The organism is Nocardia sp. NPDC052001 (assembly GCF_040680615.1).
In the GTDB taxonomy this organism is placed as follows: Bacteria; Actinomycetota; Actinomycetes; order Mycobacteriales; family Mycobacteriaceae; genus Nocardia.
Window position 1 is genome coordinate 198,188 of record NZ_JBFAXC010000009.1, and the last position, 26,928, is coordinate 225,115.

Here is a 26,928-nt window from a genome sequence, read left to right on the forward strand (position 1 = left end):
CGCACGATGGCCACCGAAGCCAAACTCCGTGAATACCTCAAGCGTTCGATCGCCAAGGAACAGCGGCTGCAACAGCGCCTCGACGAGATCGAGGCGCGCTCGCGCGAGCCGATCGCCATCGTGAGCACCGCGTGCCTGTTGCCGGGCGGAGTGTCCTCGCCCGAGCAGCTCTGGGAATTGGTGACGCACGGCGGCGATGCGGTCGGGGCCTTCCCCGCCGATCGCGGCTGGGATCTGGAGGCGCTCTACGATCCGGATCCGGACGTGCCAGGCACCTCCTATGCCCGGCAGGGCGGATTCCTCACCGGCGCAGCCGAATTCGACCCGGACTTCTTCGGGATCTCGCACCGTGAGGCGCTGTCGATGGACCCGCAGCAGCGACTGCTGCTACGCGTGACCTGGGAAGCGTTCGAACGCGCGGGCCTGGACCCGCACGGGTTCAAGGGCAGTCGCACCGGCGTATATGCCGGACTCGCCGGACACGACTACGGTTCGCGCCTGGATCCTGTGCCCGAGGAGCTCGAGGGCTACCTCGCGATCAACAACCTGGGCAGCGTGGTGTCGGGCCGGATCGCGTACACCTTCGGTTTCGCGGGTCCGGCGGTCACGGTCGATACGGCCTGCTCGTCCTCGCTGGTGGCGCTGCACCTCGCGGTGCGGGCACTGCGGGCCGGCGAGGTCGATTTCGCGGTCGCGGGCGGTGCGTCGGTGATGTCCACTCCGATCGGGTTCACCGAGTTCTCCCGCCAGCGCGGGCTGGCACAGGATGGCCGCTGCAAGGCGTTCTCCGATGACGCCGACGGCACCGGCTGGTCCGAAGGCGTGGGAATCGTACTGCTGGAACGACTTTCCGAGGCCCGCCGCAATGGTCACCAGGTGCTGGCGGTAGTGCGCGGCAGCGCGATCAACCAGGACGGCGCGTCCAACGGTCTGACCGCGCCCAACGGGCCCGCGCAGCAGCGGGTGATCCGCGAGGCGCTCGCCGATGCCGGGCTGGGTGTCGGCGATGTCGACGCGGTCGAAGCGCACGGTACCGGCACCGTGCTCGGGGACCCCATCGAGGCACAGGCCATTCTGGCGACCTACGGAGCACGCACCACCGGTGAACCACTGTGGTTGGGCTCCCTGAAATCCAATATCGGCCATGCTCAAGCGGCGGCGGGTGTGGCGGGGGTGATCAAGCTCGTCGAAGCCATCCGGCACGCGCACCTGCCCGAAACCCTGCATCTGGGAACGCCGTCCACACTGGTGGATTGGGAATCGGGCCGCGTCGAACTGCTCTCGACCGCACGCGAGTGGCCCGAGACCGGCCGGCCCCGGCGCGCGGGGGTCTCCGCGTTCGGGGTCTCGGGCACGAACGCACACGTGATCGTCGAGCAAGCGGTGGACGAGCCGCAGCACGACGCGGATGGCACCGCGCCGGAACCGGAAACTGTGCGCGAATCGGGGACCGTGCCGGAAGCGGCGAGCGCGTCGGCGCCGGGGACCGCGCCGCGATCGGGAACTGCGCCGACCGCTGGAGAGTTACCGTTCGTGGTCTCGGGCCATGGACCTGACGGTCTGCGCGCTCAGGCAGCGCGGCTCGCCGAATTCGTTTCGGCCACAGCGGCCGAACCCGCGTCGATTGCTTCGGCCCTGGTTCGCGACCGGGTCGCGCACGACACCCGCGCGGTCATCGTCGCGACAGAACGAGGCGAGCTGGTCGCGGCCTTGGACGGGTTGAGGCAGGGCCGCGCTACCGCCGCCGTGGCAGTCGCGACGGACGCCACCGGGGGAGTCGGTGTGGTCTTCGCCGGGCAGGGCAGCCAGCGCGCCGGTGCGGGAGCGGCGCTGTACGAACGCTTTCCGGTATTCGCGGCGGCATTCGATGCGGCGAGTGGCGCGCTGGACCGGTATCTCGCTGCGGCCGTGGAACATTCGGTGCGCGATGTCGCCTTCGGCGCGCCCGGCACCGCTGGTCTCATCGACTCGACTCTCTACACCCAGCCGGTGATCTTCGCTTTCGAGACCGCGCTGTACCGGCTGCTCGTGTCCTGGGGCATCGAGATCGATACTGTCGCAGGGCATTCCATCGGCGGAATCGTGGCCGCGCACGCAGCCGGAGCGCTCTCGCTCGAGGACGCCGCACGCCTGGTCGCGGCCCGTGCGCGTTTGATGGGTGCGCTGCCCGCGGGTGGCGCCATGGTCGCGATCGAGGCCACCGAAGCCGAGGTGCGCGCGGTCATCGACACGGTTGCCGCGCGCGCGAGCAGTGTCGTGCACACCGGCGACAGTGCCGCTGTGGCACTGGAGGATTCGCCGCAGGTGTCGATCGCCGCGGTCAACGGGCCGAACGCGGTGGTGGTGTCCGGGGCCGAGGAAGTGGTGGTGGCGGTCGCCGCCGAGCTCACCGGATCGGGGCGGCGGGTCAAGCGGCTGGCGGTCTCGCACGCCTTCCACTCACCGCTCATGGAACCCGTGCTCGACGAATTCGCCAGTGTGGTAGCCGAACTCGACTTCGCCGAACCCGATGGCGTCACGCTGGTATCGGACAGCACCGGTGCGCCGGTCGGTCGCGCGGAGCTGGCCGATCCCGACTACTGGGTCCGGCATCTGCGCGGCACCGTGCGTTTCGCCGACGCCGTGCGCACGATGCGCGCGCAAGGTGTCGGCCTCATCCTCGAGATCGGGGCCGATGCGGTACTCGCGCCGATGATCTCGGCGACCCTGGCCGAGGAGCAGGTGGCGGTGACGGCGCTGGTGCGCGGCGGCCGCCCCGAGGTCGCCACCGTGCTCAGCGCCGCCGGAACCGTGTACGCCCACGGCCACCGGGTCGACTGGGCCGAGATCGTGCCGCCCGCCACCCGTATCGCGCTGCCCACCTACGCGTTCCAACAGCAGCGATTCTGGGCTGAACCGGTCACCCGGGCGCGTACCGGCGCAGGTGCCGGGGCGACGGCGCTGGACCATCCGCTGCTCTCGGCGGTGATCGCGGCGGCCGACGGCGATCGGCTGCTGCTCACCGGGCAGTTGTCCCTGCGCACCCATCGGTGGCTGGCCGACCACGCGGTCCTGGGCACGGTCATCGTGCCGGGCACCGCACTGCTCGAACTGGTGGCGCGCGCCGGTGAGGAGGCGGCGCTGCCTTCGATCGAGGAGCTGATCGTGGAATCGCCACTGGTGCTCGGCGACACCGTGGTCGACCTCCAGGTAGCGGTGAGCGCGAATGGCGACGGCACCTCCGCGGTGACGATCCACTCGCGACCTGCGGGCGGTGCCGCCGATGCCTGGACCAGGCACGCGACCGCGGTAATCGGTCCCGAGAATCCGACGAGCACAGCGGATCTCGGTATCTGGCCGCCGCCGGGAGCCGATCCCGTCGACGTGTCGGGCATCTATCCCACGCTGTTGGAGACCGGACTGGCCTACGGTCCTGCCTTCCAAGGACTGCGGCGCGCCTGGGAGCGCGAGGGCGAGCTGTTCGTCGAGGTGGAACTACCCGAGGTGGCAGGGGCGGCGGCAGACGATTTCGCCGTGCACCCGGCACTGCTGGACGCCGCGGTGCACCTGCCCGCACTGCGGGCGCTGGCCGACGTGCCGCCCGGTCAGAACCGTCTCCCGTTCGCTTGGAGCGGAGTCCGGATATTCGCCGGTGGCGCTGCGGCACTGCGCGTTCGCATCGCCTCGACCGGCCCGGACACCGTCGCCATCGACGCCGCCGACCCGGCCGGAGCGCCGGTGCTCAGTATCGACAGCCTGGTGGCGCGCAGGGTGTCGACCACCCAATTGCGCTCGGCCCGTGCGGAATTGCGTGACGCCCTGTTCGAGGTCACCTGGACCGAACTCACGACCTCCGCCGAACCCGACCGCTGGCTGGTCCTCGACGGCGGCAGCGGTTCACAACAATTGCTCGATGCCCTGCGCGCGGGTGGCCACCGCGCCGAACTCGCCGACAGTGCTGGAAGTGATCCCGCCGCGGCCGAGACAGGCACTGTTGCGGCGGGTTTCACCGGCGGCGCGGCCATAGTCGCTGTAGCCGAAGTCGATGCACTGCTACCGGTGCTGCGGCGGTGGCTCGACGATCCCGCCACTGTCGCGGTTCCGCTGGTCGTGCTCACTCATGGCGCGGTCTCCGTCGCCGAGACCGAAGCACCCGATCCTGCCGCCGCGGCGGTGTGGGGCCTGGTCAGATCGGTTCAGGCCGAACATCCGGATCGACTGCTGCTCAGCGATATCGACGAGGCGCCCGAGTCCTGGTCCGCGCTTGCCGCGATCGTGGCCGCGGCAGGCGATGGGGATTCCCAGACCGCGGTCCGGGCCGGGCGCGTCTCGGTGCCCCGGCTGCGGCGCTGGGATCCGCCTGCCGCCGAGGAGATCTCGAGCTGGGACACCACGGGTACCACGCTGATCACCGGTGGTCTCGGTGGTCTCGGTGGGGAAGTCGCCCGCCACCTGGTCAGCGCGCACGGGGTGCGATCGCTGGTGCTGGTGGGCCGTCGCGGCGCCGCCACCGAGGAAGCGGCGGAACTGGTCGCCGAACTCGAATCATCCGGTGCCACCGTCACAGTCGCCGCCCTGAACGTGTCCGACCGCGCCGCACTCGACACGGCAGTGGCGGCGATCCCGGATGATCGGCCACTGACCACGGTCATTCATGCGGCGGGCCTGATCGACGACGGACTCTTCGAAACCATCACCCCCGAGCGAATCGCAGCGGTCGCCGCCCCCAAGAGCGGCGGTGCGCGCGTGTTGGACGAATTGACCCGCACAATCCCCACCGTCACTCGGTTCGTGCTGTTCTCCTCGGTATCGGCACAACTGGGTGGCCCCGGCCAGACGGCCTACACCGCCGCCAACGCCGAACTGGATGCGATTGCCGCGCAACGCCATTCGCTGGGACTGCCCGCCGTCTCCATCTCCTGGGGGCTGTGGGAGCGCGCCAGCGGTACGACCGCGGAACTCTCGGCGGCCGACCGCGCGCGGATCGCCAGAAACGGGCTGCGCGCCCTGCCCACCCCGACCGCGCTGGCACTGCTCGACGCGGCGGCGGGCCGCCCTGCCGAAAATGCGGCAGAAAACCGGAGCCGAGAAGCCGAGGTCGACGCTGCGGCCAGAGCTGCGCGCATCCCCGCCCTGGTGGTCGCGGCCGGGTTCGACGGGCGGGCGCTGGCTCGGCGGACCGATGTGCTGCCGCCGGTGCTGCGGTCGCTGGTTCCGGTGCGGCGGCGCAGTGCGGCGCGTGAGGCGGATGCCGGATCGGTGGTGCGGGCGATCGCGGCGCTCGACGGGGAGGCTCGTGAGCGCGCACTGCTGGATCTGGTGCGTACCGAAGTCGGTGTGGCGCTGGCTCATCCGTCTCCGCAGTCGATCGCCGGTGATCGGGCGCTGGTCGAGCTCGGGCTCGATTCGCTCAGTGCGGTGGAGCTGCGTAATGGGTTGGGGCGGGTGACGGGGCTGCGGCTGCCCGCGACCCTCACCTTCGACTATCCCACTCCGCAGACCATCGCCGAATTCATCGGTGGGCAGATCGGGACCGGCCCGGAGTCGGCTCCGGTCGCGGCCGCCGCGAGCGCCGGCCTGTCCGCGATCCACCGCGCAATGCACGATGCCGGAAAGCATTTCGAGGCCGCGCAATTGCTCATCGCCGCATCGCACGCGCGCGCGACCTTCGGCGTGACGGACCGCGCACGGCACGCGCTGGCTCCGATCCGGCTCGCCGAAGGGCCGGGGGAGACCGTGGTGGTGGCGTTCCCCGCGGTGAGCGCGATCTCCGGGCCGCACGAATACTCCCGTGTGGCACAGGAATTGCGCGGTGAGCGCGATGTGTACGTGGTGCCCGCGCCCGGATTCACCGCGGGCAGCGATGAGCTGCCCGATTCGGTCGACACCCTGGTGCGACTGGGCGTCGAGGCGCTGATCGAGGTGGTGGGCGATCGTCCGTTCGTGGTGCTGGGCCGCTCCATGGGCGGGTGTGTCGCGCACGCGGTCACCGCCGCCCTCGAATCGGAGGGGCGTGCGCCGCGCGGGCTGTTGCTGGTGGACAGCTATCCGGTCGAGGCGGCGCTGGAGCCTGGCATGGAGTGGTGGACCGGGGCGATGATCGGCGGCATGCTCGCACGCGTCGACCGGTTCGATTTGGCGGTGCAGGACGAGCGGCTCACCACCATGGGCACCTATAACCGGGTGTTCCTGGATTGGCGGGCCACCCCCGTGCGCACGCCGATTCATCTGCTGCGCTCGGAAACTCCCTTGCCGGGCACCCGCACCGACGGACCCCGGGACTGGCGGGCGTTCTGGCCGATACCGCACAGCACCGACGATATTCCGGGTGACCATTTCACGGTGCTCGAGGAGGACGCCACTACGACCGCGCGGGCTCTGCGCGCCTGGATCGACACTCTCGAGCAGTCGCGGATTTGATCCGTCACGTTCGAACGCGAAGCCCGGCACGGAAATCCGTGCCGGGCTTCGTCGTATCGGAAGGCTCGCTCAGCGGGCGAGCTGGGCGACAATGCCGTACCGGTCCGGCAGCACCCCGTATTCGACGATGCGCCCGTCCCGGAAGCGAATGGTGCTGATGCTGACCCCGGTGAATCGGCGGCCCGCGCCGCTATCGGGCACACCGAAGATCTCACCGCGCTGTACGCCGTCGATGGTCCAGTACACGACCACCCGATCGTCCTCGGCGATGAGATCGTCGACCGTGGCGGTCACGCCTTCGACATTCTCGCGCAACCAGGTGATGTGCTCGACGAATCCGGACCGGCCCTTGATGTTCCCGGCCGGGACCGCGGTGTCGCGACCGTCCTCGGCGATGATCTCGTCGAGCACCTCGAGCTTGCCCTGGGACACCACCTCGTCATAGAACCGCCGGGCGGCGGCCTTGTTGGCCTCGATGGCAGAGATCGTGGTCATCATGTGCTCCTTCGTGAGGGTGATGGATCTATCGGAAGTCGGTCTGGCAGATCAGAAGCCCTGGCCGGGTAGCGGCAGAATGCCGAGGTTGGCGTCGAGACCGCCATCCACGACCAGGGTGGTGCCGGTGATGTAACCCGCCGCGGGCGAGGCGAGGAACCAGATGGCCTCGGCCTGTTCGACAGGTTCGGCGAAGCGGCCCAACGGAATCCGGCGTTCGATGGCCGCCAGCAACCCCGGATCTCGATGCACATTGGCGGTGATGCCGGTGCGGGTCAGGCCCGGTGCGAGCGCGTTGATCCGCACGCCCTGTGCGGCATAGTCGATCGCGAACGCGCGCACCAGATTGATCAGCGCGCCCTTGGACGCGTTATAGGCCCAGTTGCCCGGATCCCCGCGCAGGCCCGCCACCGAGGCGGTGAAGATCGCCGACCCGCCGCTGTTGCGCAGCGCCGGGATCGCCGCTCGCAGACCATGAATCGGACCGCGCAGGTTGACCCCGAAGATGCGGTCGGCCGCATCGACGGCGCCGGGCGTCTCCAGCGGCGGAGTGCCGCCGGTCCCGGCGTTGAGCACCACGGTGTCGATTCGGCCGAACCGGTCCAGCGCGGTGCGCACCGCCTCCAGATTCACCGCTTCGGCGGACACGTCTCCGGTCAGGGTCACCGGATCGCCGGACAGCCCGGCCAGGCCGCGCTCGTCGACGTCCACGGCCACCACCCGGTGGCCGCGCTCGGCGAACAGTTCCGCGGTGGCGCGGCCGATGCCGGACGCGGCACCGGTGACGATCGCGACCCGCGGGTCATCGGTCGATGTCATGCGATTCCTTTCGAGAGTGAGTGTTCGGGCGGAGATTGTGAAGGTTCGTGGGTCGCCTCGGGGTTGAGGTCGCGGTCGTGACCGGCGGAGCGGGCTGACGACGTAGCCGGGCCCGGCGGTCGCGGGACAGCCGCGAGTAACTTGCGGGTGTAGTCGTGCTGTGGATCGGCGAAAACCGCTGCTGTATCGCCGATCTCGACGATCCGTCCGTGCTGGATGATCGCGACTCGCTGGCACAGCCTGCGCACCACCGCGAGATCGTGGGAGATGAGCAGCAGCGCGGCTCCGCTGTCGTGCCGCACTCGATCGAACAGGTCCAGGATCTGTGCCTGAATGGTGATGTCGAGTGCGGAGACCGGCTCATCGGCGACGATCAGATCCGGTGCGGCGGCTAGGGTACGCGCAATGGCCACCCGCTGGCGTTGCCCGCCGGACAATCGGGCGGGCCGGGCATCGCGTAGCGTGCGCGGCAAGCCGACCTCGGCGAGCAGTTCGTCGACGCGTTCGGCGCGGGCGGCTCGTGACCCGATCCGCGACAGCGCCTCGCCGATGATCGCCGCGACCGAGTGCCGGGGATCGAAGGCGCTCAGCGGATCCTGGTCGATGAGCTGCACGCGATGCCGGTGCGGTCGGCGTTCGCGTTCGCGCAGACCTGACCAGGGCGTGCCGTCGAGCAGCACTTCGCCGCTGTCCGGGGTCAGATGCGCGAGCGCCAACCGGGCCAATGTGCTCTTGCCGGAACCGGATTCACCGACCACGCCCAAGGCTTGTCCTGGGTGCAGGGTGAACGACACCGGTTCCAGGCCAACGGTTCGCCCGCCGCCGGGTAATCGATAGCGCCGACTCGCGCCCCGGAACTCCAACAGCGGAACCTGATCCACCGCCGCGACCGGCTCGGGCGGCGCGGACACCGGTATCACCGGGGCCGTGGCCACGCCCGGGCGCAGACACCGAACCGTGCGTTCGTCGGACAGCGTGACCGGCTCGGGAAGCGCTGTGCGGCAGTCGGTGTCGGCGTGTGGGCAGCGCGGAGCGAACGGGCATCCGGCATCGGCCGGTGCGGCCCAGCGCGGTGCGGCCGAAGCCAGCACCGGCCCGTCCAGTCGCGGTGCGGCGGAGAGCAATTCGATCGTGTACGGATGCGCGGGCGCGCCCAGCACCACCTCGGCGGGTCCTCGTTCGACGATGATTCCGGCGTACATGACCGCGACCGTGTCCGCCGATTCGGCGACCACCGCCAGATCGTGGCTGATCAGCAGCACCGCGGTCCCGGCCGCCCGCAGATCGCGTAACAGCCCCAGAATCTGCTGTTGCACAACGACATCCAGCGCGGTGGTGGGCTCGTCAGCGATCAGCAGTTCCGGGCCCGCCGCCAGCGCCGACGCGATCAGCGCCCGCTGACGCAGACCGCCGGACAACTCGTGCGGATACTGCCGCCAGCGGCGCTCCGGATCGTCGATGCCCGCCCGTCGGAGCAGCCCGAACACCGCGTCGTCGAGGTTTTCGGCATCGGCGAGCCGGTGGATCTCGAGCGGTTCGGCAACCTCGTAGCCGATGCGGCGCAACGGATCCAGGGAGGTCAGCGCGTCCTGCAGGACGAAACCCACACGGCGGCCCCGTATTCGCCGCCAGCGCGCGTTGCTCGCGCCGCGCAGGTCGTCCGCGCCGAGGGTCAGTTCGCCGGCGCGCACCCGGGCATCGACTCCGGCCAGCCCGACCAATGCCCGTGCGGTCACGCTCTTGCCGGAGCCGGATTCGCCTACCAGCGCCACACATTGACCCCGGTCGACGTCGAGATCGACCGACCGCACCGCGACGGCGTCGCCGAACGACACCGACAGCTCCCGCACCGACAACAGTCGTTCGCTCATCGAGTGACTCCCTCCACGCGGTCGCGCAGGGCGCGACCGGCCACACTGATCGACATCACGGTGAGGGTGACCGCCAGGCCGGGGAACAACGCCAGCGTCCACGCGGCGCTCAGATAGTTCCGGGACTGCGCGAGCATCGCGCCCCATTCCGGTGTCGCCGTATCGGGTCCAAGCCCCAGGAAACTCAGCGAGGAGCCGACAATGATCGCGGTGCCGATATTGATCACCACCAGCACACTCAGCGGCAGCAGCACATTGGGCACGATGTGACGCACGGTGACCCGCCACGGTGGAATCCCCAAATCCAATGCCGCACGGACATAGGCCAATCGGCGTACCTGATGAGTGCGAATCCGCACCAGCCGGGCGAAACCAGGAGTCAGCGCGATGGTGATGGCCAGCACCACATTGCCGGTTCCCGGACCCAGAACCGCCACCACGAGCAGCGCCATCAGAATGGTCGGAAACGCCAGCAGCACATCGGCGACCCGCATGCCGATCTGATCGGCGACCGGTCCGCCCAGCGCCGCGGCCAATCCCCAGAGCGTGCCCGCGGCCGTCGCGAGCAACGTCGACCCGATCCCGACCAGCAGTGAGGCTCGCGCTCCGTAGACGACCCGCGCGTATTCATCGCGACCCAGCCAGTCGGTGCCGAAAAGATGTGCACCACTCGGCACTTGGAGCGCGATACCAGGGTCGATGGCCTCCGGTGGGCCCGCCAACAGGTGAGGTGCGATAACCGCGATTGCGGCCAGCGCCAGCACGATCGCAGCGCCCGCTCTCCCCGGTCGCGGCCAGTAACGTCGGTTCCGCAGACGATTCAGCGTCGTCCGAAACCAATACCGCAACGGCCGAGGCCGATCCGGTGTTGCCAGCGTCCGTATCGATGGCGCGTTCACCGAGCCACCTCCCGAATCCGGGGATCCACGAGCCGGTAAAGCTGGTCGAGCACGATCGAGATCACCGCGAACGCCGCCGCGGTCAGCACCACCGTGCCGGTCACCACCGGATAGTCGCGGCCGCGTACCGCGGTCACCAGCAACTGACCCAAACCCCGTCGCGCGAACACCGTTTCGACCACGACCACACCACCGAGCAGATTCCCCAGCATCCAGCCCGAGAGCGTCAGCACCGGAGTGGCCGCATGTCGCAGCGCGTGCCCGGCCCGCACCCGAAGTTCGGTCGCGCCGCGCGCCCGCACGGTGACCGCGAACGGCTGTTCAAGCGCCTGCTCCAGTCCGTCCCGGGTGACCTGCGACAGCACCCCGGCCACGGCCACCGCGAGGGTCAGCCACGGCAGCACCAGCCCGCGCAGACCCGTCGCGCCGACCACCGGGAACACCTGCCAATGGAATGAGAACAGTGCCAGCAGTACGAATCCCACCCAATAGGTGGGCATGGACAGCGCGGTGAACTCGACTGCCCGCGCCGCCGCCCGCGAGCGCGGCCGCTGCGCGGTGAACACCGCAACGGCCACCGAAATCGCCAGCCCCAGCACCAGCCCGCCGACCGCGAGTTCGACAGTGGGCCACAGCTGCTCGGCAATGAGAGCGCGCACCGGGCGATGCTGTTGGTACGAGGTGCCCAGGTCCCCCTGCGCCAGACGCCCGAGGAATCGCGCGTACTGCGCATGGATCGGAGAGTCCAGTCCGTACTCCGAACGAATCTGTGCCAGCACCTGCGGTGAGCTGGTCGCCGCCACCCCACCCGCGATAGCCCGCGCGGGATCGCCCGGAATAGCTTGCAGCCCAACAAAAGTCAGGGTGGCGGCGGCCCAGATCACCAGCACCGCCAGCGCCAGGCGGCCGAGCAGCCACCGCACGGGCCGAGGCAACCGACGCAGCGCGTCGAGTGGCCACCGCGGTAGTGGCGTCCGCCGCCGTGAGGTGTCGGGCTGCGCCCCCGCCGGTGCGGTCGGCTGCTGCGCGGTATCGGGCAACCGCCGTGAGGTGTTCGGCAGCCACCGCAGCGGTGTGGGTAGTCGCCCAGGGGTGCGGGGCGATTGCCTCACGCCGCGAGCCAGGCGTCGTAGAACCGCGGGTAAGTCTGCGCGTCGAAGGTCAACTCGCGCACCGACTTCGCGTATCCGGTCAGGCTGACCGGGGTGTAGATCGGGATGATGTATGCCTGGGAGAGCACTTCGTGCTGGACCGAGGAGTAGTTTCCGGCGGCTAGCTTGGGGTCGGTGGTGGCCGCGGCACCGGTCACCCAGGAGTCCAGTTGTGGCGAATTGACCAGTGCCACATTGCCGCCCGCCTTGGCGTAGGTGTTGGCGGAGAAGAAGGCGAACCGCAGTACATCGGGCGTGGGCCGGGCGAAGCTGACATCCACCAGGTCATAGCCGCCGCCGATGAGGTACTTGTCGACGTAGGTACCGGTGTCCACGGTGGGCCGCTGGATATCGATGCCCACCGTGCGGGCCTGGGCCCGGATGCCGTCGGCCACCACGTCACGCTGCTCCCGGGTGCCGTCGGGCCAGTACGGCCAGATCAGCGACAGCCGCGCGCCGTCTTTGACCCGGAAGCCCTCGGAATCGGTGTGATTCCATCCGGCCTGGTCGAGTAGCCGTTTGGCATTGTCGGGGTCGAAGGCGGTCAGATCCTTGCGCGCTGGGGCGTCGTATCCGGCGGTGACCTCGCTGATCGCGTTGTCCGCCACCGGATAGTGGCCGAAGTAGATGTTCTTCACCAGCTTGGCCACATCCACCGACGCGGTGAGCGCGCGGCGCACCAGCGGATCGGCGAGCGGCCCGCGCGACTGGTTGAGATAGAGGTTGTAGTTCAGGCCGGGCGTCTCGTCCGAGTGCAGAGTGAAATTCTCGCGCTTGGCCAGATCATCCGCCGAGACCGGCGGCACACCCCCGATGGCCTGCACCTGACCGCTGGTCAGCGCGCCGTAGCGCGTGGCGTCCTCGTTGATGAACTGGAACACCAGTTTGCCCAGGCGCGCCGCACCGGAATGGGCACTGCCCGGGGCGGGCCAGCGGTAGGCGTCGAACCGGGTGAGCGTTTCGGCCTTGCCCTGCTCCCAGCTCTCATAAGCGAACGGACCGGTGCCGACCGGACGATAGGTCTGATCCGCGAGCGCCTTGGGACTCTGGATGCCCAGACTCGGTGTCGACAGCGCCTGCAGGAACGGTGTGAAGGGTTGTTTGAGAACGACTTCCACCGTGAGCGGATCGATGACTCGGGTCTCCTGATAGGCGCTGATCAGCGAGGCCGCGTACGCGGACTTGGTCTTCGGATCGACGATGTGATCGAGGCTGGCTCGCACCGCGTCCGCGGTGAACGGCGTGCCGTCGTGGAAGGTGACCCCTTCGCGCAAGGCGAACCGATAGGTGCGCCCGTCCGGTGAGATGGTCCACGAATCCGCCAGCCATTTACCGAAGGAGTCCGGACCGGTCTGCGCCACCAGCGAATCGAAGATATTGCGATTGACCAGGCTGGTCACCGCGGTCGCCGCGACCGCCGGATCGAGCGAGACCTGGGTGCCCGCCACCGCGTAGACCAGCGTGCCGTTCTCGGTGATCGGGCCCGCGCTCTCGCTATCGCCACCGGAGAGCCCCGCGACAACCCCGGCCGCGATCGCGACCCCGGCCGCAACGGCCGCCGCGATCCAGAAGGTGCGCCGCCGCCGGCGCGAACGGATTCGGGGTCGTGCGGCCGGACGATCGGCCTCTGCGTGATTAGACATGTCACCCGTTCGTCGAAGTATGAGTTCGGCCGGAACCGACACCCCGCCGACCGATGAAAACTCAACCCGCCGAATGTATTTCGGTCAATCATTTGCGATCACGTGAATTCAATTCGATCGATCGAATTCGATCATCGAAAGAGATCGGAACTTCCGATCGGACGGCGTGAGCGACCGCCGCTCACGGGTGCGGATGAATCGGATCCACCCAGTGCACGGTCTCGGGTGCTTCGACCGGCTCGATATCGAGGTTCACCACCACCGCCTCGCTGTCGCTGCGGACCAGCACGCACTCGAGCGGTTCATCGGTGCTGGCGTTGATCTCCTGATGCGGGACATACGGTGGGACGAAGATGAAGTCGCCCGGTCCGGCCTCCGCGACGAACTCCAGCTGATTTCCCCACCGCATGCGAGCACGCCCGCGCACGACATAGATGACGCTCTCGAGCGCACCGTGGTGGTGGGCACCGGTTTTGGCATCGGGATGGATGGTGACCGTGCCCGCCCAGATGTGCTGGGCGCCCACGCGGGCGGCGTTGATCGCCGCCGCGCGGTCCATCCCGGGGGTCTGCGCGGTATTGGGATCGAGCTGCCCGGATGGGATGACCCGGACCCCGTGGTCGCGCCATTCGCTGGATGTCGCATCCGAATTATCTTGCTGCCCAATTGTTGTCATAGTCGCTCCCGCACTCCCGGACTGATGTGGTCGGCGATCGTACGCTCGCTCGTGCACGGCGCGCAGACGTTGGGATTGCCCTGATTCCAAGACTTCACCGTGCCACCGAGGTCGGGTTTGCTCGTCCTCGGAGAGGAGTTCTGTCATGACGATCCGAAGTAGCGCACTGCGCGCGAGCGTTCTCATCACCGCGGACGAGCTGGCCGAGCGAGTGCGGACCGGGGAACCGGTGACCCTGCTCGATGTGCGCTGGCAGCTCGATCGCCCGGACGGGCGTGCGGACTACGCGCTCGGCCACATTCCCGGCGCGGTGTACGCCGATCTCGAGAGCGAGCTGACCGACCATTCGATCACCGGGCGCGGCCGCCATCCGCTGCCTTCGGGCGCGACGCTACAGGCGGCCGCGCGCGCGTGGGGTGTACGCTCCGGGGTTCCGATTGTGCTGTACGACAACTGGAATCGCGCCGGTTCGGCACGCGCGTGGTGGGTGCTGCGCGCGGCGGGAATCCACGATGTGCGCATTCTCGACGGCGGACTGAGCGCGTGGACCGAGTCGGGGCGCGCACTCGATACCGGTGCGGTGGTTCCGGTTCCCGGCGATATCGTCGTCCAGCGTGAGGATCTCTACGACGGTGAGCTGGCCACCCTGACCGCCTCCGAGACCGCAGAGGTTCCCGAGCGCGGCGTGCTGATCGACGCGCGAGCTCCCGAGCGGTTCCGCGGTGAGTCCGAGCCGTTGGACCCGGTGGCCGGTCACATCCCGGGGGCGCGCAATGTGCCCAGCGGATCGCTGCTCGACGAGCGTGGATTCTTCCGGGAGACAGCGGAATTGGAGCAGCGGTTCGCCGTCGCGGGCATCTCGAATGCCCCGGTGGTCGGGGTGTACTGCGGATCCGGCGTGACCGCGGCCGTCGATATCGCCGCGCTGGCGGTTCTCGGTATCGACGCGACGCTGTTCCCGGGCTCCTGGTCGCAATGGAGTTCGGATCCCGCCTTGCCCGTCGCCACCGGCGCGACCGAATCCGAAGCCACGCGGTGAGTCCGGATCCGGTGCCGCTGTCGGTTACCGGGGCGGTGCTGTTCTCCGGAGCCGTGCTGACCGGGCCGGACATCGCCGACACCTACCGGGTGGACAGATCCGGGTATGAGCCCTCGGGAACGCCGGAGCTCGTGGTGATCGCCGCCGATGTCGACGATGTGCGCCGTGCGGTCACTTACGCTGCCGAACAGGGACTTTCGGTGGTGGTCCGGGGTGCGGGCAGCGGGCTGGCCGGTGGCGCGAGTGCGGGGCGGGGTGCGCTGGTGCTCGATGTCAGCGCACTGCGCCGGATTCTCGAGATTTCGCCGGTCGACGAGCTGGCCGTGGTGCAGGCCGGAGTGAGCGCGGCCACGCTCGACGCCGAAGCCGCCGAGCACGGGCTGCGATACGCGCCCGACCCGGCGAGCGTGGCCATCTCGACCATCGGGGGGAACATTGCCACGAACGCCGGTGGACTGCGATGTGTCAAATACGGCGTGACACGGGACGCGGTGCTCGGGCTCAGTGTCGTACTGGCGGACGGTAGCCTCCTGCATACCGGCCGCCGCACCGCGAAAGGCGTTGCGGGACTCGATCTTACCGGCCTGTTCACCGGCTCCGAGGGAACGTTGGGCGTCATTGTCGAGGCGGTGGTGCGGTTGCAGCCGATTCCGATCGACACCGTCACCATCGCCGCGTATTTCGACGACGTCGATCAGGCCGCCGCGGCCGCTGCGGGAGTGCTGGCGGCACGGGTCCGTCCCGCCATGCTGGAACTGCTCGACGCGGCGTCGCTGCGTGAGGCGCAGGACCTGCTCGGCGTGCGAGGGCACGCGGCCGGTTCCTTCCTGGTGGCGCAGACCGACGGATTCGGCTCCCGAGCGGAAGCCGATCTGATCGTGGATGTGCTGCGGCAGTTCACCTCTCGCATCGAGGTCGGCGGCGATCCCGACGCGGCGAGCCAACTGCTCGCGGTCCGCCGGGCGGCGCTGCCCGCACTCGAGCGGCACGGTCGGGCGCTCATCGAGGATATCGCCGTCCCCCGCTCGCGGATCGCCGACGCGGTGCGCCGTATCAGCGCGATCGCCGCCGAATTCGATAGCCGGATATATACGTTCGGCCATGCCGGAGACGGAAATCTACACCCGATAATCGTGGTGCCCGACGGCGATTTCGCGGCACGCGCCCGGGCCGAGTCGGCCGCCGACGAAATATTCGCCGCAGCCTTGGAATTGGGTGGCACCATCACCGGCGAACACGGCGTCGGAGTGCTCAAACGCAAGTGGCTCGAGCGTGAGCAGGGAGCCGATGCGCTGCGGGTGCAGCACGCCATCCGGCGGGCTCTGGACCCGGCGGGAATCTTCAACCCGGGCAAAGCCTACTGACCAGGCAGGCACGCTGAGTGATCGACTCGGTGCGCGCTGCCGAACGGTCTATTCGGTAATTCGGATAGCTTTTCGATCCGCGAGATTCGAATGCGGCGAACGCATTTCGACTATCGGTCGTGATCGGCTATCCGAATTGAATTCGCTGAAGAGAACTCTGTTTCCGCCGACGTTGTCTCCCTAGCATGACGAATTATCGAGTGTTGTTCGCCGAGAGGAATCCCATGACTGCCGATCCGGAATCGAACGCGGTACCCGCAACCGCCGCGACCGAGGTGGAATTCATCAGCCTCACGCACACCAATGCCTCGACCGAACTGGAGCCGATACCGTCCCGGGGGATCGACCTGCCGTTCGTGCGGCGGTACGTGCGAGCCCTGGAGGACGGCGGATTCGATGCCACCTTGCTGCCGTACGGCTCCGCGGGCGCGGATTCGTTCGTGCTGGCCTCGGCGGTGGGCCAGCTGAGCACACGGATCAAGCCGATCGTCGCGGTCCGCCCGAACACGGTGTTCCCCACGGTCGCGGCGCAACAGCTCGCGACGCTGGATCAGTTGACCGAGGGTCGCGCGCTGGTGCATCTGATCTCCGGGGGCAATGACGCCGAACAGGCCCGGCAGGGCGACTACGCGACCAAGGATGAAAGATACGCGCGCACCAGCGAATTCATCGATGTGCTGCGCCGGTCGTGGACCGAGACGCAACCGTTCTCCCACGCGGGCGAACACTATCGATTCGACGACTTCGGGCCGGGCTTCCCGCCGTACGCCGAGTCGATTCCGATCTCGATCGGCGGCCAATCCGATGCCGCGTTCGATATCGGTGGCGCCAAGGCGGACATCTTCTCGTTCTGGGGAGAACCGTTGGCGGACATTGCATCCCAGATCGCCCGGGTGCACGGCATCGCCGCCGCGGCCGGGCGCGCCGATCGCCCGCGCATCTGGGTGACCTTCCGCCCCATCGTCGACCGCACCGATGAGCTGGCCTGGGCCAAGGCGTACGACTATGTCGAGCGCATCACACAGACCTTCGAACGTGGTGCGTACCGCAAAGTGAGCGCGGCCGAACCACAGAACGTCGGCTCCCAGCGGGCGCTGGAATTCGCCCGCCGCCAAGAGGTTTACGACCGCGCTCTGTGGACCAGAACGGCCGCGGCCACGAATGGTGCGGGTGCCTCGACGGCACTGGTCGGTAGTCCCGAGACGGTGGCCGCCGCGATCCTGGACTACATCGATCTCGGCGCGAACCTGGTCTCCATCCGCGGATACGACACGCTCAACGACGTCATCGACTACGGGCGGTACGTTCTGCCACTGGTCCGGCAGGAGCTCGAACACCGCGCCGCGACCGGTGAGCGCGGCACGCTGCAAGCCGACTACCCGGGCGCACTGGCCACGGTGGGCCGCTCATGACCGCCACCGCCGGTCCCGTGCTGACCGTGCCCGACACCTCATCCGCCGCGCTCGCCGCCTTGACCTCGGAAATCGCTTCCACCGCAGCGTCATACGATCGCAGCGGGGATATTCCCGAGGCCGGGCTGCTCGCGGTGCATCGCGGCGGGTATCTCACGGCCACGGTGTCCGCGAGTTACGGCGGACCGCAGTTGGATCACGCCGAGGTGGCGCGAGTGCTGGTGGCGATCGGCGAGGGTGATCCGTCGGTGGCCCTGATCGTCGCCAATACCTTGGCGGCTCACCTCGCACAGGCCACGGTCAGGAACTGGCCGGAGGAGCTGTACCGAGAGGTTCTCGGTCGCTCGGGCGAGGAGCCGATCCTGATCAACGCGGTACGTGCCGAGCCTGAATTGGGTGCGCCCGCACGCGGCGGTCTGCCCGCGACGCTCGCCAGTCGCACCGCCGATGGCTGGAACCTCAACGGCCGCAAAAGCTTCGCCACCGGCGGCACCGCACTGTCCTACCACCTGGTGTGGGTGATGACCGATGAATCCCCGGCCCGAGTGGGACATCTGATCGTCCCCGCCGACGCCGACGGCATTACCTGGCACCACACCTGGGATCACCTGGGCCTGCGCGCCTCCAACACCCACGACGTCAGCTACACCGATGCTCGAGTGCCCCTGGAGAACTTCTCGGAGATCCCTTTCCAGGACGGCGTTTACCGAGATCCTGCGGCCGCGTCGGGTCCGGCCTCGTTCGGGCATGCGGCGCTGTACGTCGGCGTGGCGCGGGCAGCACGATCGGCCTTCGCCGAGTACGCCCGCACTCGGGTACCGACCGCGCTCGGTAAGCCGATCGCCGAGACCGAGCGCATTCAATCGGTGGCCGGTGAGATCGAGGCCCAGATCGTGCAGGCCGAAACGCTGCTGTACGGCACGCTGCACCGGCTCGCGGTCGGCGAAACCGAAGCGGCGCAACGACTGTCGGTGGTCAAGGTGCTCATTGCGCGATCGGTGATCACCGCGGTACAGACCGCGGTCGCAGCCCTCGGCAATGCCGCCCTGACGCGGCACAATCCGCTCGAACGTCATCTGCGCGATGTGCTCTGCGTGCGCGTGCATCCCCCGCAGGAGGACACCGTGCTGCTGAGCAGCGGTCGCTCGGTGTTGCGGCCGCAGACGTAATACGCGACCGCGCCACTACTTTCGGCAACCCCGAGGCTTGTGCCCGGGGCCTACCCACGAGGAACAACCCAGCCATGATCACCACCACGCGGCTCGCGCGCAGTCCGCGAACAATCGGAAAGTTCGGTGTCGCAGCGGCTGTCGCGGCACTGACCGTGTTCACCAGTGCCTGCGGCGGCACCACCGATACGGCGAGCGGGCCGTCCGGGGAGGGGCGCGAACCGGTGCGAGGCGGCACCCTGAACCTGGCGTTCTTCCCGGACAACGTGGCCTTCGCCTGCATCGACCCATTCCAGACCTACTGGATCGAACACCGGTCGCTCATCCGGAATTTCGCCGATTCGCTCACCGACCAGAACCCGGAGACCGGCGCGATCGTGCCGTGGCTGGCGACCGCGTGGCAGATCAGTCCCGACGGTCTGGACTACACCTTCACCCTGCGCGACGGTGTGACCTTCGCCGATGGCGCGCCACTGGACGCCGCGGCGGTGAAGACCAATTTCGATGGATTCGCCGATCTCGCGCGCACCTCGGGCGGCACCGCCTACGGCGCGAGCTACATCGTTGGGCTCGAGTCGACGCAGGTGGTCGACGCCAAGACGGTCCGGTTCCACTTCTCCACGCCGAATTCCTCATTCCTGCAAGCGACCTCGACCACCAACCTGGCGCTGCTGTCCCCGGCCTCGTTCCAGAAGACCCCGCAGCAGCGTTGCCTCGGCGACGTTGTCGGGTCCGGACCGTTCACGCTCGACAACTACACCCCGAACCAGGGGGTGAGCCTGAGTCGCCGCACCGGCTACCACTGGCCCTCACCGTTGAACAAGAACCCGGGCGACGCCTACTTGGACAAGGTGAAGGTGAGTTACGTCGCCGAGGACGGGGTGCGCACCGGCAACCTGGTCAGCGGGCAGATCGATATCGCCTGGCCGCGCAACCCGTTCACCGTCGAGGATCGGGCATTGATCGGCCGATCCGGCGCGTACCTGCGCTCGCGCCCGCTGCCGGGCGTCTCCTACACGCTGTACCCCAACGTGTCCGAGGGTCACCCGCTGGCCGATGATCAGATCCGCCAGGCGCTGTACCACGCCATCGATCTGAAGACCTTCGCGGCGACCATCTTCGGGGCGGACTATCCCGTGGTCGGCGGGCCGTTCGACAACACCACCCCGTATTACGCCGCCCAGAGCGCCAAGCTTACTTATGACCCGGCGCAGGCCGCCCGCATTCTGGACGCGGCCGGATGGAAGATCGCTCCGGGCGATCAATACCGCTCCAAGGACGGCAAGCGGCTCACGCTGGTCCAGCCGCTGAGCGCCGCGAGTGTGGGAGCCGAGCTGATCCAGGATCAGTTGCGCCAGAGCGGAATCGAGCTCCAACTCAAGACCGTGACCGCGGCTGAGCGCCCCGCGGTCATCGCCAACGGCCAGTACGACCTCGTCGAGGGATACTTCACCCGCGCGGATCCCGGTGCACTGCAATTCATTCTGGTTGAAGCGCTGGCCAATTCGAAGGCGCTGGCGCGCAATGCCCAGAAGCCCGCGGCGGCCGCACAGATCGCCGACCTGTTCACCCGCGCTGTGCAGTCCACCGATGCGACGGCACGCGAGCAGATCTACACCGAGTTGCAGCGCACGCTGATCGACAATGGCATCACCTTTCCGCTGTCCGAGCGGGTGCAATACGCGGGAATCCGTAACCGGGTCAATGGCTTCCGCTTCACCGCCGAGAGCTTCATCGACCTTCACGATGTCTGGATCCAGCCGTGATCCGCTATATCGCCGGGCGCGTGGTGCAGGCGATCGGTGTGCTGTGGGCGGCGTTCACCCTCACCTTCGTCGTGCTCTACCTGCTGCCGAGTGATCCAGTGTCGATTCAGCTCAGTGCGGCCGGAATCGAAACCGACTCCCTCACCCCGGCGCAGCTGGCGGCCGCCAAGGCGAAATATGGGCTCGACCGCCCGGTCGCGGATCAGTACTTCTCCGCGCTGACCGGCGCGCTGCACGGCGACTTCGGCACCTCGATCGCCAAACAGGTGCCGGTGAGTCATCTGCTGGCCGAAAGGCTGGGCGGCACACTGACATTGAGCCTGATCGCGGGTGTGCTCGCGGTCGTCCTCGGCGCCGGTATCGCCTATCTGGCCGCGTTCGTGCGTATCGGCCCACTCCGTATTCTGCTGGACCGGGCACCGGCGCTGGGCGTCGCGGTTCCGTCATTCCTGGTGGGGCTCGGGCTCATTCAGTATTTCTCGTTCGAGCTGGGCTGGCTGCCATCATCGGGCTCGGGTGGCTGGAAGTACCTGGTATTGCCGGTGATCACCATGGCATTGCCGGGAGCGTCCCAGCTCGCCCAGGTGCTCAGCCGCAGCTTCCACGACACCCTGCGCGAGCCGTATATCGTGACCGCTCGTGCCAAGGGCCTCTCGCGCGGCGCCGTGCAACTGCGGCACGCCTTCCGCAACGCCGCACTGCCCGCGCTGACCATTGTCGGAGTGCTGGTGGGGCTCACCGTAACCAGCGCGATCGTGGTCGAAACCGTGTTCAACCGCAACGGAATCGGCCGTCTCGCACAGGAATCGGTGCTCGCCAAGGATGTTCCGGTGGTGCAGGCGATCGTCGTGATCGCGGCTGCGGGGTTCGTGCTGATCAACCTGATCGTCGATCTGCTGTATCCGCTGCTGGATCCACGCATCGCCCACCCCGCGCGCGCGGAGGTGAAGTGAGATGGTGCAGACGCTGACCAATCCCGAGGCCGCCGCGCCGGTCGACGACGGCCCCGAACCGCACACGGGTCCGCGCCGCGCCCGGACCGGTGCGCGGCTGGTGCGACTGACCCGCCGACCCGGCTTCGTGCTGGCGAGTCTGTTGGTCGTGTTCGTGATCGTCGCGGCCTTCGCGCCCGCCCTGTTCACCGATTACGCGCCGTATGCCACCGCACCCGCCGAGCGTTTGCGCCCGCCCAGTGGTACCCATCTATTCGGCACCGACGATGTCGGGCGCGATCTGTGGACCCGCACCCTCTACGGTGCGGATCTCACCGTGAAGGCCGCCCTCATCGCCATTGCCATCGGGCTCGGCGCGGGCCTGGTGCTGGGCGTGCTGTCCGGATTCCTGGGCGGTGTGCTGGACGCGCTGATCATGCGGGTAGTCGATGTGCAACTGGCGATTCCGGGTCTGCTGCTGGCCCTGTCGATCGTCACCGCACTCGGGTTCGGCACCATCCCCGTCGCCATCGCGGTCGGAGTCGGTACCGTTCCCGGTTTCGCGCGCACCACGCGCGCCGAGGTGCTGCGGGTCAAAACACTGCCCTATGTGGAGGCCGCGCGCTCCGGCGGCGGATCGTGGCCGCGTGTGCTGATCCGGCACGTGCTGCCCAATTCCTGGGGTCCGGTCCTGGCCCTGGCGGTGCTGGATTTCGGGACCGCGATCATCGCGGTGGCGGCCCTGAGTTTCCTCGGCTTCGGGGCGGCCCCGCCGCGCGCCGAATGGGGGTCGCTGGTCTCGAGCGGGCGGAATTTCTTGGTGACCGCGCCCTGGGTGTCGCTGCTGCCGGGTGCGATGGTCGCGCTGACGGTGCTGGCCCTCAATCACATCGCGCACACGTTGCGGGAGGTACGTCGATGACGGCGTCCACGACCGTCGCGCGCACCGGCTCGCCGATCGTCGAAATCACCAGCCTCTCAGCGGGCTACCTGACCGGTGGCACCGTGGTGACGGCCGTTCATGATTTCTCGCTGGCGGTGCGACCCGGCGAAATCGTGGCGCTGGTAGGCGAATCCGGCTCCGGCAAGTCCACCACCGCGCACGCGTTGATCGGGCTGCTGTCAGATAACGCGCGGATCACCGGCGGCTCGATTCGAGTCGGGGGCGTCGAGATCGTCGGAGCCCGCGAGAAGACGGTCCGATCCCTGCGCGGATCGACCGTCGGCCTGATCCCACAGGACCCGATGGTCGGGTTGAACCCGACCCAGCAGATCGGAACGCAAGTCGCCGAGGCCGTGCGGCTGCGCGGCATACGCGGTCCCGCAGTGCATGCCGAAGTGCTCGAGGTGCTGCGCACCGCCGGGCTCGACGCCGCCGACCAGCATGTGCACCGCTATCCGCACGAGCTGTCCGGCGGACAACGCCAGCGGGTGCTGATCGCGATCGCCCTGGCCGGGCGGCCCGAGCTGATCATCGCCGACGAACCCACCAGTGCACTGGATGTGACTGTGCAGGCCCGCATTCTCGATCATCTCGAGTCGCTGGTGCGTGAGAGCGGTATCGCCCTGCTCATCATCACCCACGACCTCGCCGTGGCGGCCGACCGCGCCGATCGGGTGATCGTGATGCGGCAGGGCCGAATCGTCGAATCCGGTGCGCCCGCAGAGATTCTCGTTGCCCCCGCGGATCCCTACACCCGGCGGCTGATCGCGGCCGCACCGGCACTCGCGAATGGCGGCGTACTGGAACCGCGCTTCCGGGAGACCGGTAACGACAGGTCCGACCATGCGGCAATTCTCGAAATAGATGCTGTGACAAAGGAATTCCGGGGGCGGAAGGGCCGGGCGGTGGTCGCGCTGAACGATGTATCGGTGTGTGTGCCTGCCGGTCGCACCCACGCCGTGGTCGGCGAATCGGGATCCGGAAAGTCCACCCTGTTGCGCATCGCCATGGGGCTCGAGACCCCCACCGCCGGTGCGGTGCGCTTCGACGGCATCGAGATGTCCGGGCTCTCCTGGCGGCGACAGCGCCCGCTGCGCCGACGGTTCCAACTGGTGCATCAGAACCCGTATGCCGCACTGGATCCGCGATTCACGGTGCGCGAGAGCCTTATCGAACCCCTGGTGTCGTTTCGCATCGGCAGCCGCGCCGAACGTCACGCCCGGGCCGGTGAACTCCTGGACGCCGTGGCGCTGCCGCGCACCGCCCTGGACCGCCTGCCCGATGAACTCTCCGGTGGCCAACGCCAGCGGGTCGCCATCGCACGGGCGCTCTCGCTTCGACCGGATCTGGTGCTGCTGGACGAGCCGGTGTCCGCGCTGGACGTATCGGTCCAGGAGCAGATCCTGGACCTGCTGCTCGACCTGCAACAACGATTCGGCCTGGCCTACCTGTTCGTATCCCACGACCTGGCGGTGGTGGCCAAGATCGCACACACGGTATCGGTGCTCGACAGTGGCACGGTTGTCGAATCCGGTGCGATCGCAGATGTTTTCGGGAATCCGCAGGACTCCCGCACCGAGCGGCTGATCGCCGCGATTCCCGGGCGCCGGGCGCGGTCCGGCCGGGAACCATCCAACCTCGAAAGGGAATCTCGATGACCACGGCAACCGATACCTGGCTGTCCGACTGGCAGCACTGGCACACCGAGCGCGAAACGCTCGCCACCGACGTCCACGGCCTGGCCGCCGCGACCGGAACGCATTGGCTCAGCGATATCCCGCAGCGTATCGACGACGTTCCCGGCGAATGGATTGCCGCCGATGGGCGAGCCATCGGCGATGGGACCGGCTTTCATCACGAACTGGGACCCGGAGACCGGGTGCCCAGCGGAGACCTGCTGTTGCAAACACTGATTCGGGCCGGTGAGGTCGCATTACGGGTATTCGACCCGCAGGCCCCGACCCGCACCGGACTGGAGGGGATCGACGCCTTCACCCCGAATCCCGCGTGGGTATTCGACGGTGTCGCCGAAAACGATTCCGCGCCACTGCGACTGGACCACATCGACGGTTTCGTCAGCACCAATACCGGTGTACGCGTGCGCATCAAGGTCGATGGGCGGGAACTGGTGCTGGCGGGCGCGGCCACCCCGGCCGGAGATATTCAGCTCACCTTCGCCGACACCACCAATGGCACCGAGACCCAGCGTTTCCGATTTCTCACCATCTCGGCCCCCGACAGTCAGGGCCGCATCGCCGTGGACTTCAATCGCGCCTACCTGCCGCCGTGCGCCTTCTCCGACCACTACCTGTGCCCGCTGCCGCCCCCGGAGAACCGTCTAGATTTCCCGGTGCGCGCCGGTGAGACCTTCCTGCGCCGGGCGGACCGATGACGCGATACGTCATCGTCGGCGCGGGCGCGATCGGGGTATCGCTGGCCGTCGAACTCGGTGATCGCGGCCATGACGTGTTGCTGGTGGCACGTGGTGCGACACTGGACTATCTTGCGGCACAACCGCTGTCGTACCACTCGCATGCCGGCCACCGGGCGATCCGGCTCCCGGCCGTAGCGCTGGACGCCGATCTGGGACTCCGCACCGGCGATATCGTCGTACTGGCGGTGAAATCCCAGGATCTGGCGACTGTCGCACCCGCCATTGCGTGGCGCGAGGTGACCGGCGATCACGGCCAGGTACAGGGCATCGCGGCGAATCTGGTTCCGGTGGTCACCACTCAGAACGGCCTGGACGCCGAACGCACCGCCGCCCGCTGGTTCGACACCGTGCTGGGCGCGGTTTTCCTCATCTCCGCTCAGCACGTCCGCACCGGTGAAGTCCGAGTTGGCGGGCACCCCCACGTAGGCGGTGCCATCGCGGGTATCGCCAGCGCACTCGCACCCGAATCCGCCGAGCAGGCCCTGAAGACCTTCACCACCGACCTGCACGATGCGAATTTCCTGACCAAATCGGTCACCGATATACGGTCGTACAAGGCCGCAAAAATAGTCCACAGCGTGCGAAACGGAATCGAAGTCCTCGCCGGTGACAGGAAAACGAAAGACGCTGTCGGCCAAGCTCTCTCGGCAGAGGCCCGAACCGTCCTCGCCGCCGCCGGATTCGACCCCCCGGACACCTCCGCCTTGATCCTCGATCCCGCCCAGGGCCACTTCAGCGCACGATCCGGGGTGACCACCGGTCGGCAATCCACCTGGCAGAGCTTCGCCCGCGGCACCCCCACCAACGAGGTCGACTACCTCAACGGCGAGATCGCCCTGCTCGCCCGTCTGCACGGCATCCCCGCCCCACTCAACACTCGCCTGCAACAGCTGCTGGGCCGAGCCACCCACACGGGTGGCGGACTCGACCTACCGGGCATCGATACCCTCACCGAGCGCCTGGCTGCCGGACAGGATTAGGTCATGTCTCCCAATAGCTTCAGCCATTCGACTGTCAGCGCCATGACGAACCCGGCCCGATAGGTGAGGGCGAGTTTGTCGTAACGGGTGGCGACCCCACGCCAGTGTTTGGCCTTGTTGAAGGCGCGTTCGACGACGTTGCGGCCCTTGTAGGCGATCGAGTCGAACCGCGGTGGCCGCCCTCCGGCGCGACCGCGTCGTTTCCGGTGGGCGATCTGGTCGGCGCGGTCGGGAATGACAGTGCCAATACCTTTGCCGCGCAACAATGCCCGGTTGCTCGCCGACGAGTACGCCTTGTCAGCCAGGACCCGGTCCGGACTGCGCCGGGGTGGGCCACCGGTCAGCCGCGGCACCGCGATCGCGTCGAGCAGCGTCGGCATCATCGGAGAATCACCGGCTTGGCCCGCGCTCAGCAGCACCGCCAGCCCGCGACCGTTGCCGTCGGTGGCCAGGTGCGCTTTCGTGGTCAGCCCGCCCCGTGACCGGCCGATCGCGTGATCGGCCGGCTCATAGCTCACCGTCCGGGCCCGGGCTCGCCTCGCCACCGCGGGAGGTGTTCGCACCGTGTTGATGGACCCGCATGATCGAAGAATCCACCGACACAACCCAATCCAGATTCCCGGTCGCGTCCGCGAGCGCGGTCAACGCGACCAGCACCCGATCCCAGGTCCCGTCCCCGGCATAACGGCGATGACGTTTCCACACCGTCTGCCACGGACCGAATACCTCGGGCAGATCCCGCCACGGCACCCCGGTCCGCAACCGGAACAACATTCCCTCCACGACCAGGCGATTGTTGGCGAAGTTGCGGCCCACATGGCCATCGGATGTCGGTAGCAAGAGCTCGAGAAGTTCCCACTGCTTGTCCGTCAGAACCCGATACCGATCACCGACCGCTGTCGCCACGGCGAACATGATGCCCGACCCAACGACTTA

At 68.1% G+C, this 26,928-nt stretch carries 18 protein-coding genes and 1 pseudogene; 11 read left to right on the forward strand and 8 right to left on the reverse strand.

Going from position 1 to position 26,928, the window contains the following annotated elements:
- Window positions 1-6 precede the first annotated feature (6 nt).
- Window positions 7-6,399, forward strand: coding sequence for a type I polyketide synthase (locus AB0L82_RS33695; protein WP_364645687.1), 6,393 nt, complete (start codon window positions 7-9; stop codon window positions 6,397-6,399).
- 69 nt (window positions 6,400-6,468) lie between these two features.
- Here AB0L82_RS33695 and AB0L82_RS33700 read toward each other — a convergent pair whose 3' ends face one another.
- The 7 genes from AB0L82_RS33700 to AB0L82_RS33730 all read right to left on the reverse strand — a co-directional run bounded on the left by AB0L82_RS33700 (window position 6,469) and on the right by AB0L82_RS33730 (window position 13,953).
- Window positions 6,469-6,894: an ester cyclase gene (locus AB0L82_RS33700; RefSeq protein WP_364645690.1), complete on the reverse strand. Its 426-nt coding sequence runs from the start codon at window positions 6,892-6,894 to the stop codon at window positions 6,469-6,471.
- 51 nt (window positions 6,895-6,945) lie between these two features.
- Complete coding sequence (locus AB0L82_RS33705; RefSeq protein WP_364645693.1) at window positions 6,946-7,713, reverse strand: SDR family oxidoreductase; 768 nt, start codon at window positions 7,711-7,713, stop codon at window positions 6,946-6,948.
- Window positions 7,710-9,584 carry an ABC transporter ATP-binding protein gene (locus AB0L82_RS33710; RefSeq protein WP_364645696.1) on the reverse strand — a complete coding sequence of 625 codons (1,875 nt, stop codon included), beginning with the start codon at window positions 9,582-9,584 and terminating at the stop codon, window positions 7,710-7,712. Before AB0L82_RS33710 ends, AB0L82_RS33705 begins: the two co-directional genes overlap by 4 nt.
- Window positions 9,581-10,261 carry an ABC transporter permease gene (locus tag AB0L82_RS33715; protein ID WP_364645699.1) on the reverse strand — a complete coding sequence of 227 codons (681 nt, stop codon included), beginning with the start codon at window positions 10,259-10,261 and terminating at the stop codon, window positions 9,581-9,583. Before AB0L82_RS33715 ends, AB0L82_RS33710 begins: the two co-directional genes overlap by 4 nt.
- A gap of 218 nt (window positions 10,262-10,479) precedes the next feature.
- Window positions 10,480-11,595 (reverse strand): ABC transporter permease subunit, encoded by a 1,116-nt coding sequence (locus tag AB0L82_RS33720; RefSeq protein ID WP_364645703.1) that lies wholly within the window; start codon window positions 11,593-11,595, stop codon window positions 10,480-10,482.
- On the reverse strand, window positions 11,592-13,277 hold the full coding sequence (locus AB0L82_RS33725) for an ABC transporter substrate-binding protein (RefSeq protein WP_364645706.1): 1,686 nt from the start codon (window positions 13,275-13,277) through the stop codon (window positions 11,592-11,594). Before AB0L82_RS33725 ends, AB0L82_RS33720 begins: the two co-directional genes overlap by 4 nt.
- Before the next feature lie 181 nt (window positions 13,278-13,458).
- On the reverse strand, window positions 13,459-13,953 hold the full coding sequence (locus AB0L82_RS33730; RefSeq protein ID WP_364645709.1) for a cupin domain-containing protein: 495 nt from the start codon (window positions 13,951-13,953) through the stop codon (window positions 13,459-13,461).
- 145 nt (window positions 13,954-14,098) lie between these two features.
- Between AB0L82_RS33730 and AB0L82_RS33735 the strand changes: the two genes are divergently transcribed.
- From AB0L82_RS33735 to AB0L82_RS33780, 10 genes are all read left to right on the forward strand, one after another.
- On the forward strand, window positions 14,099-14,992 hold the full coding sequence (locus tag AB0L82_RS33735; protein WP_364645711.1) for a sulfurtransferase: 894 nt from the start codon (window positions 14,099-14,101) through the stop codon (window positions 14,990-14,992).
- Complete coding sequence (locus AB0L82_RS33740) at window positions 14,989-16,356, forward strand: FAD-linked oxidase C-terminal domain-containing protein (RefSeq protein ID WP_364645714.1); 1,368 nt, start codon at window positions 14,989-14,991, stop codon at window positions 16,354-16,356. The genes AB0L82_RS33735 and AB0L82_RS33740 overlap by 4 nt, the downstream gene beginning before the upstream one ends.
- Window positions 16,357-16,580: 224 nt before the next feature.
- Window positions 16,581-17,768 (forward strand): LLM class flavin-dependent oxidoreductase, encoded by a 1,188-nt coding sequence (locus AB0L82_RS33745; RefSeq protein WP_364645717.1) that lies wholly within the window; start codon window positions 16,581-16,583, stop codon window positions 17,766-17,768.
- Window positions 17,765-18,937, forward strand: a complete 1,173-nt coding sequence (locus AB0L82_RS33750) for an acyl-CoA dehydrogenase family protein (protein ID WP_364645719.1) — start codon at window positions 17,765-17,767, stop codon at window positions 18,935-18,937. Before AB0L82_RS33745 ends, AB0L82_RS33750 begins: the two co-directional genes overlap by 4 nt.
- 74 nt (window positions 18,938-19,011) lie before the next feature.
- Entirely contained in the window at window positions 19,012-20,703 is a 1,692-nt protein-coding gene (locus AB0L82_RS33755) for an ABC transporter substrate-binding protein (RefSeq protein WP_364645722.1), read from the forward strand.
- Window positions 20,700-21,656 (forward strand): ABC transporter permease, encoded by a 957-nt coding sequence (locus AB0L82_RS33760; RefSeq protein ID WP_364645725.1) that lies wholly within the window; start codon window positions 20,700-20,702, stop codon window positions 21,654-21,656. The genes AB0L82_RS33755 and AB0L82_RS33760 overlap by 4 nt, the downstream gene beginning before the upstream one ends.
- A 1-nt stretch (window position 21,657) precedes the next feature.
- Window positions 21,658-22,557: an ABC transporter permease gene (locus AB0L82_RS33765; RefSeq protein WP_364645729.1), complete on the forward strand. Its 900-nt coding sequence runs from the start codon at window positions 21,658-21,660 to the stop codon at window positions 22,555-22,557.
- Complete coding sequence (locus AB0L82_RS33770; RefSeq protein ID WP_364645732.1) at window positions 22,554-24,236, forward strand: ABC transporter ATP-binding protein; 1,683 nt, start codon at window positions 22,554-22,556, stop codon at window positions 24,234-24,236. Before AB0L82_RS33765 ends, AB0L82_RS33770 begins: the two co-directional genes overlap by 4 nt.
- Window positions 24,233-24,970, forward strand: coding sequence for a DUF1684 domain-containing protein (locus AB0L82_RS33775; RefSeq protein ID WP_364645735.1), 738 nt, complete (start codon window positions 24,233-24,235; stop codon window positions 24,968-24,970). The genes AB0L82_RS33770 and AB0L82_RS33775 overlap by 4 nt, the downstream gene beginning before the upstream one ends.
- Window positions 24,967-25,992: a 2-dehydropantoate 2-reductase N-terminal domain-containing protein gene (locus AB0L82_RS33780; RefSeq protein WP_364645738.1), complete on the forward strand. Its 1,026-nt coding sequence runs from the start codon at window positions 24,967-24,969 to the stop codon at window positions 25,990-25,992. The genes AB0L82_RS33775 and AB0L82_RS33780 overlap by 4 nt, the downstream gene beginning before the upstream one ends.
- Here AB0L82_RS33780 and AB0L82_RS33785 read toward each other — a convergent pair.
- Window positions 25,989-26,907, reverse strand: a pseudogene (locus AB0L82_RS33785) (IS5 family transposase). The gene AB0L82_RS33780 and the pseudogene AB0L82_RS33785 overlap by 4 nt on opposite strands.
- Between the last annotated feature and the right edge of the window lie 21 nt (window positions 26,908-26,928).

What these genes read in the sequence shown, in the direction of transcription:
- AB0L82_RS33695 (WP_364645687.1), top strand. Translation starts at nt 7, where the DNA reads ATGGCCACCGAAGCCAAACTCCGTGAATACCTCAAGCGTTCGATCGCC.
- AB0L82_RS33700 (WP_364645690.1), bottom strand. Translation starts at nt 6,894, where the DNA reads ATGACCACGATCTCTGCCATCGAGGCCAACAAGGCCGCCGCCCGGCGG.
- AB0L82_RS33705 (WP_364645693.1), bottom strand. Translation starts at nt 7,713, where the DNA reads ATGACATCGACCGATGACCCGCGGGTCGCGATCGTCACCGGTGCCGCG.
- AB0L82_RS33710 (WP_364645696.1), bottom strand. Translation starts at nt 9,584, where the DNA reads ATGAGCGAACGACTGTTGTCGGTGCGGGAGCTGTCGGTGTCGTTCGGC.
- AB0L82_RS33725 (WP_364645706.1), bottom strand. Translation starts at nt 13,277, where the DNA reads ATGTCTAATCACGCAGAGGCCGATCGTCCGGCCGCACGACCCCGAATC.
- AB0L82_RS33730 (WP_364645709.1), bottom strand. Translation starts at nt 13,953, where the DNA reads ATGACAACAATTGGGCAGCAAGATAATTCGGATGCGACATCCAGCGAA.
- AB0L82_RS33735 (WP_364645711.1), top strand. Translation starts at nt 14,099, where the DNA reads ATGACGATCCGAAGTAGCGCACTGCGCGCGAGCGTTCTCATCACCGCG.
- AB0L82_RS33745 (WP_364645717.1), top strand. Translation starts at nt 16,581, where the DNA reads ATGACTGCCGATCCGGAATCGAACGCGGTACCCGCAACCGCCGCGACC.
- AB0L82_RS33750 (WP_364645719.1), top strand. Translation starts at nt 17,765, where the DNA reads ATGACCGCCACCGCCGGTCCCGTGCTGACCGTGCCCGACACCTCATCC.
- AB0L82_RS33755 (WP_364645722.1), top strand. Translation starts at nt 19,012, where the DNA reads ATGATCACCACCACGCGGCTCGCGCGCAGTCCGCGAACAATCGGAAAG.
- AB0L82_RS33765 (WP_364645729.1), top strand. Translation starts at nt 21,658, where the DNA reads ATGGTGCAGACGCTGACCAATCCCGAGGCCGCCGCGCCGGTCGACGAC.
- AB0L82_RS33770 (WP_364645732.1), top strand. Translation starts at nt 22,554, where the DNA reads ATGACGGCGTCCACGACCGTCGCGCGCACCGGCTCGCCGATCGTCGAA.
- AB0L82_RS33775 (WP_364645735.1), top strand. Translation starts at nt 24,233, where the DNA reads ATGACCACGGCAACCGATACCTGGCTGTCCGACTGGCAGCACTGGCAC.
- AB0L82_RS33780 (WP_364645738.1), top strand. Translation starts at nt 24,967, where the DNA reads ATGACGCGATACGTCATCGTCGGCGCGGGCGCGATCGGGGTATCGCTG.